The sequence below is a fragment of the Kitasatospora sp. NPDC091257 genome, from assembly GCF_044757675.1.
Lineage (GTDB): Bacteria > Actinomycetota > Actinomycetes > Streptomycetales > Streptomycetaceae > Kitasatospora > Kitasatospora lactacystinica.
This window is the reverse complement of sequence record NZ_JBIVVI010000290.1, coordinates 1-8,299: the sequence shown is the minus strand read 5'-3', so window position 1 is coordinate 8,299 and position 8,299 is coordinate 1. Positions and strand designations below refer to the sequence as shown.

Sequence of the window (8,299 nt, the reverse complement as noted above, 5' to 3'; positions counted from 1 at the left end):
CGTTTCTTCCGTTCGGCCTGCGGCTAACGTCCGACAGGTGAACCGCGACGCCACCTCCCCGCGACGCAGCACCTCCGCTCCGCGTCCTGCGGCCACGCGGCCGACCCCGTCCGCGGTGCCCGCTCGCTGCCCGAACTGCTCGCGCACCTCGCCCGGGCCCACCCCGACCGGCCCGCCCTGGGCGACGGGGTCCGCAGCCTCGACTACCGCACGGTCGACGCCGCGGCCGGCCGGATCGCCGCCCGGCTGGCCGCCGCCGGCACCGGCCGGGGCGACCGGGTCGCCCTGGTCGGGCCCCGGGACGCCCGGATGCTGGTGCTGCTGTACGGGGTGCTGCGCTCGGGCGCGGCGGCCGTGCTGGCCGATCCGGACTGGTCGGCGGCCGACCTGGCCCGGCGGCTGGCGTCCGTGCGGGTGGCCCGGGTGCTGGCCACCGAGGGCGGGCTCGGCGGGGAGGTGGTGGACGTCGGGGCCGGGCGGACGCCGGGCGTCGAGCGCGCGGAGGCGCTGAGCGTCGAGGACGCCGAGGCGCCGGGCACCGGGACCGGGCAGGCGCCGGGCACCGGTGTCGGGGTCGCGCCGGCCGTCGAGGCGCTGCCGGGGCCGCGGTCGGCGACCGTCGAGGTACGGGGCGAGGACCTCGCCTACCTCTCCTTCACCTCCGGGTCGAGCGGCGAGCCCAAGGCGGTGGCCGTCACCCACGCCAACGCCGTGCACTACGCCCGGGCGCTGGCCGGGCGGCTCGGCCTCACCGAGGCCGACGCCCCGTGCGCCGCGCACGTCACCACCCTGGCCGCCGACCTCGGCCACACCGCCTGGCTGCTCGCCCTGGCCACCGGCGGCTCGGTGCACCTCGTGCCGGACCGCGAGGTGCGCGACCCGGAGGCCTTCTGGGCCTCGCTGCGGCGGGCCCGGGTGGACGTGCTGAAGACCACCCCCTCGCACCTGACCGCCCTGCTGGAGGGCCGTCCGGCCGACTCCCCGCCGCTGCACACCGTGCTGCTCGGTGGCGAGCCGCTGCCCCGCGCGCTGGCCGCCGCCCTGCTCGACCGGGGCACCACCGCGCGGCTGGCCAACCACTACGGCCCGACCGAGACCACCGTCGGCGCCACCTGCCTGCTCGTCACCTCCGCCGGCCAACTGCCCGCCGAGGAAGCGACCGTACCGATCGGCACCGGGATCGGCGAGGTGCTGCTGACCGTGGTGGACGGCGCCGGCCGGGCGGTACCGGACGGCACGGTCGGCGAACTGCTCATCGGGGGCCGGGGCGTGACCGCCGGCTACTACGGCCGGCCGGCCGAGACCGCGCGCGGCTTCGTCCGGCACGACGGCCAACTCGTCTACCGCACCGGGGACCTGTGCCGCCGGCGGGGGGACGGCGACCTGGTCTTCCTGGGCCGGGTGGACCGCCAGGTGAAGGTCCGCGGCTACCGGGTGGACCTCGCCGAGGTCGAGCGGGCGATGGACGGCCACCCCGGCGTCGCCCGCTCGGCGGCGCTGCTGCGGGAGACCGCACTCGGCAACCAACTGATCGGCGTCGTCCGGCTGTTGGGAGGTGTCGACGGCTCGGAGGGGCCGAAGGGGACAGCAGGGCCGACGGAGGCAGCGGAGGCAGCGGAGTCGGCGGGGTCGGCGGGGTCGGCGGGGGAGGAGACGCTGGAGGACCTGCGCGCGCACCTGCGGGACCGGCTGCCCGGCTACTCCGTGCCGCAGCCGATCCTGGTGCTGCCGCAGTTCCCGGTCGGGCCGAACGGCAAGCTCGACCGGCAGCGGCTGGCCGAGCTGGCGGCCGAACTGGTCGAGGCCCGGGCGGAGTCCAGCGGCACCGCCGGGAGCGGCCCGGCCGGGGAGATCGCCCGGTTCTGGGCGGGCGCCCTCGGCCTGCCCGCGGTCGGGCCGCGCGCCGACGTGCTCGCCCTCGGCGGGGACTCCATCCTCGCCATGCGCACCATCGCCTTCCTGCGGCGCTCCGGCCTGCGGGTCGCCTACGAGGACTTCTACCGGTACCCGACGGCCGAGGGCCTGGCGGCGGTCGCCGTCCCGGCCGCGCCGTCCGTCCCCGCCCCGCGCGGTGACGCCGACGGCTACCGACTCGCCCCGGCACAGCGCTGGTTGTACCGGCAGCGGTCGCTGCGGGAGCCGCGGCACTGGAACCAGTCCGTGCTGCTGCGCTGCCGCACCGCCGTCGACCCGGAGGCGCTCTCGGCGGCCGTCGCGGCCGTCCTGGAGCGGCACCCGGCGCTGCGCCGCCCGGTCACCCCCGACGGCTGCGGCGAGCTCCGGGAGGTGGCCGGCCTCGACCCGGTCTCCTGTTCCCGGATCCCGCGCGCGGCCGGGGAGATCGCCGACACCGTCGCCGGGGTCTGCACCGAACTCCACCGCAGCCTCGACCCGGCGGCCGGCCGGCTGCTGCGCGCCCACCTGTTCACCGGTCCGCCCGGCACCGACGACCGGCTCGCGCTGATCGCGCACCACCTGGTGGTCGACGGGCTGTCCTGGCGGATCCTGCTGGACGACCTGGCGCACGCGTACCGGGCGGTGCTCGACCGGAAGCCGGCCGATCTGCCGCCGACGGCGGACTTCTACGCCTGGGCGGCGGCCGCGTCTCCCGCCGCCGAGCCGGTCGCGGGGGAGGCCGGGGAGCCCGCGGTCGGGGAGGTCGCGGCCAGGGAGGTCGCCGTCGGAGAGGTCCAGGAGCCCGGGGCGCTCAGCTGGGCGCTCGACCCGGCGGCCACCGCCCGGCTGATCGCCCGGCACGGCGCCGGGTCCGGGCTGGAGGCCGTGCTGCTGGCCGCCTTCGCCGGGGCCGTCACCGGCGACAGCGGCCGTCCCCGGCTCGCGGTGGAGGTCGAGACCCACGGCCGGGACATGGTCGGCGACGAGGGCGAATTCCTGGACACCGTCGGCTGGTTCACCGCCGTCAAGCACGTCGCTCTGGACGCCGGGGCCACCCCGGACACCGTGGCGCGGCGGCTGCGCGAGGCACTCGTCCGGCCGATGGACGCGCCCGGCGGGCGGCCCGCCGTCGGCTTCAACTTCCTCGGCACCTTCCGGCTGCCCGAGGAACCCGCGCTGGACTGGACGGTCGCCGCCGAACAGGCCGGGACGGCCCGCTGTACCGGGGGCGACCCGCTGTACGAACTGCGCCTCACCGCACGGGTGGTGGAGCAGCGGTTGGTCGCCGACCTGGTGTACGGGCGGCCCGGCCTGCCGCACTCCGCCGCCGAGCGGATCACCGGGCGGTTCGCCCGGGCGGTGGCGGCCGAGGCGCGGGCCCCGGAGGCCGCACCGGTCGTCCGGGCGCCGCTGTCCACCTCCGGCCAGCTGCTGCACCCCGGCGTCGCCCCGGCGGCCCGGGCGAGGGTGGGCGAACCCGCCCGGGTGCTGCTCACCGGCGCGACCGGCTACCTCGGGCGGCACCTGCTGGAGGCCTTCCTCCGCCGCGGCGCCGAGGTCACCTGCCTGGTGCGGGCCGCGGACGACGCCGAGGCGCTGAAGCGGCTCGGTGCCGGGGCGGCCGGCCCCGTCCGCGCGCTCGCCGGGGACATCGACCGGGACGGCCTCGGTCTCTCCCCGGCCGGGCTGGAACTCGCCCGGGGCGCCCACCTGGTGGTGCACGCGGCGGCGGACGTCCGGCTGGTGGCCTCGCCCGACGAGCTGGAGCGCACCAACCACACGGCGGTGCGGCGGCTGCTCGACTGGCTCGGGGAGAACGCGCCGGACGCCCGGCTCCACCACGTCTCCACGCTCGCCGTCTCCGGTGGCGTCGACGGCCCGCCGCGCCGCTTCAGCGAGGCGGACCTGGAGATCGGCCAGTACTTCCGCACCCCGTACGAGCGGACCAAGTACCGGGCCGAGCAGGCCGTCCGGGCCTGGGCCGCCCGCGGGCACACCGCCCACCTGCACCGCAGCGGCCACATCGCGGCGCACAGCCGGACCGGCGCGTTCCAGGCCAACGCCGGCGACAACCGGATCTATCAGCTGATCCGCGGCTACCTGCTGGCCGGCGCCGCGCCGAGCCGGCCGGACACCGCCTTCGCGTTCTCGTACGTGGACACGGTGGCCGCCGGGATCGCCGCGATCGCCCTCGACCCGTACGCCGCGCCCGGCGCGTACCACGTGGAGACGCCGCACGCCGTCCCGCACGACGAGCTGGTGCGGTGGCTGGCCGGGCACGGCCACCCCGTGCGGCTCACCGACGAGGAGGGCTTCGCGGCCGCCCTGGCCCGGGCCGAGCGCCGCCACCCGACGGCCGCCCGGGTGGCCGCCGCGTGGGCGGCGCAGGAGGAACGCCGGGTGCTGGTGGACAGCGCGTACACCACCGCGGTGCTCGACCGGCTGGGCGTGCGCTTCGCCGCGCCGACCCCGCAGTGGTGGTCGGCCGCGCTCACCTGGGCCGCCGAGGCCGGCTACCTGCCGGGCGTCGGCCCGATCCCACCCACCCGTGACGACATCCGCGACGAACGTCGCGACCGACGTCGTGACGACATCCGTGAAGGCAGGACCAACCCGTGAAGGCAGGCCCCGTGTCCCAGCTCTCCCCGGTGCTCAAGCAGGCCACCCCGGTCGTCGCCGTACGCGGCGAAGGACTCCACCTCTACGACGCCGCCGGCCGCGGCTACCTCGACTTCACCTCCGGAGTGGGGGTGACCAGCACCGGCCACTGTCACCCGAAGGTGGTCGAGGCCGTCCGGGAGCAGGCCGGCCGACTGATCCACGGGCAGTACACCACCGTGCTGCACGACCAGCTCCTCACGCTCACCGAGCGGCTCGGCGAGGTGCTGCCGCCCGGCCTGGACTCGCTGTTCTACGCCACCGCCGGCACCGAGGCGGTGGAGGCCGCGCTGCGGCTCGCCCGGCACGCCACCGGACGGCAGAACGTGATCGTCTTCGAGGGCTCCTTCCACGGCCGGACCATGGGCGCGGCCTCGCTGACCACGGCCGGCACCCGGTTCCGGGCCGGTATCGGCCCGCTGATGCCCGGGGTCGCGGTGGCGCCCTTCCCGGCCGCGTTCCGGCTGGGCCTGTCCGAGGACGAGGCGGTCGCGCACGCCCTGCGCGGACTGGACGAGGTGCTCGCCACCGTCTCCGCGCCCGCCGAGACGGCCGCCGTGTTCGTCGAGCCGGTGCTCGGCGAGGGCGGCTACGTCCCGGCCCCGCCCGGCTTCCTGGCCGGGCTGCGCGAGCGGGCCGACCGGCACGGCATCCTGCTGGTGGTGGACGAGGTGCAGACCGGCTTCGGCCGTACCGGCCGGTTCTGGGCCCACGAGCACGAGAGCGCCCACCCGGACGGGGCCGGCGTCCGTCCCGACGTCCTGATCACCGCCAAGGGGCTGGCCAGCGGCTTCCCGCTGTCCGCGATCGCCGCGTCCACCGAGCTGATGGGGCGTGCCTGGCCGGGCTCGCAGGGCGGCACCTACGGCGGCAACCCGGTGGCCTGCGCCGCCGCGCTGGCGACCCTGGACGTGCTGCGCGAGGAGCGGCTGGTCGAGAACGCGGCCGAGCAGGGCGTCCGGCTGCTGGCCGGGCTGCGGGCGGTGGCAGCCGGGACGCCCGGGATCGCCGACGTCCGCGGGCTCGGGTTGATGGCCGCCAGCGAGTTCTGCCGTCCCGACGGCACGCCGGACCCGGAGGCGGCCCGGCGCGCCCAGCAGGCCGCGGCCGAGCACGGGCTGCTGCTGTTGCTGTGCGGGATCCACCTCAACGTGGTCCGGATGATCCCCGCGCTGGTCGTCACGGCCGAACAGATCGACGAGGGCCTGGAGTTGTGGGCGAAGGCCGTTGCGGCCGGCGGCCGGTAGGGAGGAGAGGACATGGATGCGGTGACCGAAATCGGCTGGAGCAGCCTGGAGTTGGACGCCCGGCGGGAGCTCTGGTCGCTCCCGCTGGGGGAGCAGGAGCGGCGGCTGCTCTGGGCCGACGCGCGGGCCGGGCGGTGGGACGCGGCCGGGGAGGTGCGGGCCCGGCTGCGGGAGTTCGTCCGGAACGCCGCCGACTCGGTCGGCATCACCCATGTGAGCGGCCTGGTGGACCCGGCCCGCCCGGAGCAGGAGATCACCGAGGTGCTCTCCTTCCTGCTGCGGGACTTCGGCCGGATCGTCCCGCAGAACGGGCGCGGCGACCTCACCTCGGTGCTGCACGACCAGGACGGTGACGGCAACACCGAACTCGGCTTCCACTGCGACACCTGCGACCTGCTGGTCCTGCTGTGCCTGCGGCCCGCCTTCGACGGCGGCGGGCTGACCAAGCTGGCGAGCGCCCGGCACGTGCACGACCTGATCCAGCGGGAGCGGCCCGACGCGCTGGCCACGCTCCGCGAGGAGTGGACCTTCGAGCGCAGCGGCCGGGCCGGCCCGCAGGTGGTGGTCACCCCCATCCTGTACGACCGCAAGGACGGGACGGTCGGCTGCTACTACCAGACCCGCACCGTCCGTTCCTCGCCCGACCGCGGCGGGCCGGAACTGACGGACCATCAGTGGGAGGCGCTCGGCGTGCTGGACGAGGTGCTCTACCGGCCGGAGATCGCCTTCGGGCTGCCGATGGCCGCCGGGGACCTGCTGATCATCCGCAACAGCCGGGTGCTGCACGGGCGTTCGCCGTTCGTCGACGAGCCCGGGCCGTACTCCCGGCGGATGCTGCGGGTCTGGGTGAACGAGGGGGAGGAGTGGGCGCCGTGACCACCGGAGGAGATCCCGGTGCGGTGACCGCACCGCACGGACGGGTGGCGATCGTCACCGGCGGGGGCAGCGGGCTGGGCCGGGCCTCGGCTCTGGCCCTGCTGGCGGCCGGCTGGACCGTGGTCGTCGCCGGGCGCCGCAAGGACGCGCTGGAGGGGACCGCGGCCCTGGCCGGTCCGGCCGCCGACCGGGTGCTGCCCGTCCCGACCGACATCCGCAGCCCGGAGGAGGTGGCCCGGCTCTTCGACACCGTCCTCGACCGGTACGGCCGGCTGGACCTGCTGTTCAACAACGCGGGTGCCGCCGCCCCGCGCCGGCCGATCGCCGAGACCCCGTTCGAGGACTGGAACCGGGTGCTGGACACCATCGTCACCGGCGGATTCCTCTGCGCCCGCGAGGCCTTCCGGGTGATGAGCACCCAGTCCCCGCAGGGCGGACGGATCATCAACAACGGCGCGCCCTCGGCCTACGTGCCGCGTCCCAACTCGATCGCGTACACCGCCGCCAAGCACGCCGTCCTCGGTCTCACCAAGGTGCTCGCCCTGGACGGCCGGCCGTACGGCATCTCCTGCGGGCAGATCGACGTCGGCAACGTCACCCCGGTGGACGGCGGCCCGCAGCCGGCCGCGATGCAGGCCGACCGGACCATGGCCGTCGAGGCGACCATCCCGGTGGACCGCTTCACCGAGGCGCTGGTGCTGATGGCCTCGCAGCCGCCGGACACCACCATCCAGTCCCTGGTGGTGCTGCCGACCACCATGCCGTTCGTCGGACGGGGTTGAGCCGTGCTGGTCAGCGCACGCTCCTTCGCGGAGTACCGGGCGATGTTCGCGCTGGGGGAGCGGGACCTGGAGCAGCGCATCCTGGACTGCCCGGCCGGCGCGGCGAGCTTCGTCGCCGAGGCCGGGCGGCGCGGTGTCGACGCCGTCGCCGTCGACCTCCAGTACGCCGAACACCGCGAGGAGCTGGGCCTGCTGGTGGAGCGGGAGACCGCGTTCAAACGCGAGCTGCTGGTGAAGGAGACCGAGGGCTGGGACCGGTCCTGGTACGCCGACGCGGACGACATGATCCGCCAGTGGACCGCCAACGCCCGCACCTTCCGCGCCGACATCGCCGCCCGCCCCGAGCGCTACGTGGCCGGCTCGCTGCCCGAACTCCCCTTCGCCGACGACTCCTTCGACCTGGTGCTCAGCTCGCACCTGCTGTTCTCCTACGGCAACCGGCTGGACGAGGACTTCCACCGGGCGGCCCTGCTGGAACTCGCCCGGGTGGCGCGCCGGGAGGTCCGGATCTTCCCGCTCGTGGTGTACGACACGGGAGTCCGCTACCAGGGGCTGGACCGGCTGCGCGGGGAACTGGCCGAACTCGGCGTCCCGAGCCGGGTGGAGCAGGTGTCCTACGAGTACCGGCCCGGGGGGAACGAGTTGCTGGTGCTCTCCACCGCCGCCCACCGGCCGTCGGCCCGGACCGCACCGGGCGCGGCGGGCGCACCGGACGCACCGGACGCACCGGGCGCGGCGGAGGCCGTGGACCCGGTGCGGTGGCGGCACCGGGAGCCGGGGACCTGAGTGGCCGGCCGGTCGCGGGCCGGACGACGGGAACCGGGGTAGGCGCGGCGGGTG

The 8,299-nt window shown here is 76.3% G+C and carries 5 protein-coding genes; all 5 read left to right on the top strand.

Features of this window, described 5'->3' with window-relative positions; genetic code table 11:
• The first annotated feature begins 126 nt into the window (after nucleotides 1-126).
• Genes ACIQOV_RS15910 through ACIQOV_RS15890 form a run of 5 tightly spaced genes read left to right on the top strand, consistent with a single transcriptional unit; the run spans nucleotide 127 to nucleotide 8,245 of the window.
• Nucleotides 127-4,515 (top strand): AMP-binding protein, encoded by a 4,389-nt coding sequence (locus ACIQOV_RS15910; protein WP_401048948.1) that lies wholly within the window; start codon nucleotides 127-129, stop codon nucleotides 4,513-4,515.
• Nucleotides 4,516-4,526: 11 nt separating this feature from the next.
• Entirely contained in the window at nucleotides 4,527-5,801 is a 1,275-nt protein-coding gene (locus ACIQOV_RS15905) for an aspartate aminotransferase family protein (protein ID WP_401048947.1), read from the top strand.
• 12 nt (nucleotides 5,802-5,813) lie between these two features.
• Nucleotides 5,814-6,677: a TauD/TfdA family dioxygenase gene (locus tag ACIQOV_RS15900; RefSeq protein ID WP_380540503.1), complete on the top strand. Its 864-nt coding sequence runs from the start codon at nucleotides 5,814-5,816 to the stop codon at nucleotides 6,675-6,677.
• Complete coding sequence (locus tag ACIQOV_RS15895) at nucleotides 6,674-7,459, top strand: SDR family oxidoreductase (RefSeq protein WP_401048945.1); 786 nt, start codon at nucleotides 6,674-6,676, stop codon at nucleotides 7,457-7,459. The genes ACIQOV_RS15900 and ACIQOV_RS15895 overlap by 4 nt, the downstream gene beginning before the upstream one ends.
• A gap of 3 nt (nucleotides 7,460-7,462) precedes the next feature.
• Nucleotides 7,463-8,245, top strand: a complete 783-nt coding sequence (locus ACIQOV_RS15890; protein WP_401048944.1) for a class I SAM-dependent methyltransferase — start codon at nucleotides 7,463-7,465, stop codon at nucleotides 8,243-8,245.
• Nucleotides 8,246-8,299: the final 54 nt, after the last annotated feature.